Annotated in this window: 3 protein-coding genes and 1 pseudogene; all 4 read right to left on the bottom strand. The window is 67.4% G+C overall.

Annotated features, from left to right (window positions below):
- Positions 1-528, bottom strand: a pseudogene (gene fadA6 / locus AC2VNT_RS13190) (steroid 3-ketoacyl-CoA thiolase FadA6); the annotation flags it as partial.
- 13 nt (positions 529-541) lie between these two features.
- Positions 542-1,150 carry a TetR family transcriptional regulator KstR2 gene (gene kstR2 / locus AC2VNT_RS13185; protein WP_486947288.1) on the bottom strand — a complete coding sequence of 203 codons (609 nt, stop codon included), beginning with the start codon at positions 1,148-1,150 and terminating at the stop codon, positions 542-544.
- 52 nt (positions 1,151-1,202) lie between these two features.
- Positions 1,203-2,363: a hypothetical protein gene (locus AC2VNT_RS13180; protein ID WP_486947289.1), complete on the bottom strand. Its 1,161-nt coding sequence runs from the start codon at positions 2,361-2,363 to the stop codon at positions 1,203-1,205.
- Positions 2,364-2,373: 10 nt separating this feature from the next.
- Positions 2,374-2,599: hypothetical protein (locus AC2VNT_RS13175; protein ID WP_486947287.1), on the bottom strand; the 226-nt coding region annotated here is incomplete at its 5' end.

The raw sequence follows: 2,599 nt of genomic DNA, 5'->3' as shown, positions 1-2,599 counted from the left end.
CTCCATCTCCGCGCGGGAGATGTCCCACTTCTCGGCGATCATCTCCGCGCCGCGGACCTGCGAGAGCTCCTGGGCGCCGTAGCGGTCCAGCCACTTCGTGGACTCGTTGGTCGGCGAGGTGAAGCCGAACTGCTCGCCGACGGTCATCGCCGACGAGATCGGGATCCAGCTCATGTTCTGCATCCCGCCGGCCAGGATCACGTCGGCGGTGCCGGACATGATCGCCTGGGCGCCGAACGAGATCGCCTGCTGACTGGAGCCGCACTGCCGGTCGACGGTGACCCCGGGCACCGCCTCCGGGTAGCCGGCCGCCAGCCAGGCCAGCCGGCCGATGTTGCCGGCCTGCCCGCCGATCGCGTCGACGCAGCCGACGATGACGTCGTCGACGACGGCGGGGTCGATGCCGACCCGGTCGAAGAGCCCCTGAAACGCATAGGCGCCCAGATCGATCGGATGCAGGTGCGCCAGCGAGCCGTTCTTCTTGCCGACCGCGGTGCGCACCGCGTCGATCACGTACGCCTGCGGGATGTGGGTGGCCATGTCAGACACTTCCTTCTTTCGTGGTGATGCCACCGAGCACGATGGCGAGATACTGCCGGCCGACCTGTTCGGCGGTGAGCGGTCCGCCGGGTTGATACCAGCGCACCGACACCCAGGTGGTGTCCCGGATGAACCGGTAGACCAGGTCCACGTCGAGGTCGGGCCGGAAGCGGCCCTGCTCGATGCCGGCGTTGAGCACATCCAGCCAGACGGTGCGCTGTTCTTTGTTGCGCTCCTCGAGGTAGCCGAAGCGCGGCTGGGCGGAGAGCCGCATGGCCTCGTCCTGGTAGATCACCACCTGGGCGTGCCGGTGTTCGATCGCCTCGAACGACGCGAGAAACAATCCTTCCAACCGCCGCATGGGGTCCGGTGACTGCGCCACGATCTCCCGGTACCGGCCGAACAGCCAGTCCAGGAAGCCGCGCAGCACCTCGTCGACCATCTCCTCCTTGGAGGCGAAGTGGTGATACAAACTGCCGGAGAGGATGCCGGCAGCGTCGGCGATGTCGCGCACCGTGGTGGCCCGCAGGCCGCGCTCGGCGAACATCGTCGCCGCGAGCTCGAGCAGCTCGTCGCGCCGGCTGGCCGGCTGGCCGGGCTGGTGACTCACCCGACCAGAGTACCAACCAAGCACTTGCTCGGTACAGTGCGTGGCCGATCCGCTACAGCACGCCGAAGTTCGACGTCACCCAGCGCAGCGGGTCGACGCAGCGGAACGGTGCGATGCCGCGCGGGTTGAGCCGGTTTCCCACCGGCGGCAGGCCGAGCGAAGACACCACGAAATACCGGTGGCGAAGCCGGACGCCGCTGGACGGATTCTCCACCGCCGCCACGATCGAACCGCCGTGCAGCCGTTGCAGCAGGCTGCGCACCTCCTGGTGGAGGAGCCGCCCGTCGGTCTCGTCGTACTGCGTGACCATCGAGTTGTCCCGCATGAACGCCGCACCAGGATTGGACATCACCGAACTCCACGCTGAGCCCTCGACCTTGTTGAGAACGCGCAGCGCGTCGAACTTGGACAGGATGACCGCGAGGCGTGGCTGACCCGGGCCGACCGTGAGCAACAAATTGCTCAGCACGGACCGCGGATCTGCGCCGCTCCACGATTGGGGGGGAAGCAGGTCGTGCAGCTGGTCACGAATCACCTGTGCCCGCAGCGGATCGAACATGAAAAAGACCGCATCGGCGTTGGCGAAGAACTGGAAATGGGTGGCGTGCAGGTTTCCCGACTCCAGATCCTCTCCGGCGACATCGCGAAACACTACATAGCGGCGCACCCCGTGCCACGCGCCGACACTGAAGATCAGCGGGTCGCGCTGGTAGGACGCCTGGGTCTGCGCAGCCGGCGTGGGCGCGATCAAGCCGCGCTCGACATAGAGCGGCCGCTCGTAATTGTTGGTGTACGACGCGATGGTGGCCGGTGTCGCCGGTTCCATAGCCACCCCAAGGTGTTCACAGAGTAGCTCCAGCTGTTTGATCAGCACCCCGATGAACAGGCTCTTGCCGGTTGCCCGTGCGCCTGCCATCGCGATGCACATCGCCTGCCCTTGGCGCCAGCCATCCGGGAGCACGAAGTGGCACCCCGGACAGATCTCGACGACGGGCGCGTTCAGTGCCCGGGAGGCATCGGCGCCGGAGACGCGGAGCGGACCGACGTAGCCGGGCGGCCGGTTGACCACGTGCACGGGCCCGCTGTGCAGCTCCGAACCGAAGTAGGCCGAGGCGACCGGGTCGAAATAGCTCGGTGCAGGCACCTGCGGCGCGATCGTCCAGGCATAGGCGTTGTCGTCGAGGATCGAGTAGCACCTCGGGCATCTCGTCAGCATGGCGACGTCACGTCAACAACCGGAGCAGCGCGGCCGCGATTTCGCCGACCAGCCCCGGGTTGGTTCGCAATTGCTGTTCCGCGCCGACGCCACCCGGGGGCGGGGGCAACAGCGCGCCGGCCTCGCGGAGCCGGGTGTTCGCCGAAAGGTAGATCACCGGGAGTGCGGGCCGGAGTCGAGAACTCACCGTGTCGGTCACGACAACGGTGTGTCCGACGGCCGGCAGCCGTGAC

Source organism: Mycobacterium sp. TH-M15, assembly GCF_057473705.1.
The sequence above is the reverse complement of the archived record's forward strand: the minus strand, read 5'-3'. Positions and strand labels throughout refer to the sequence as shown.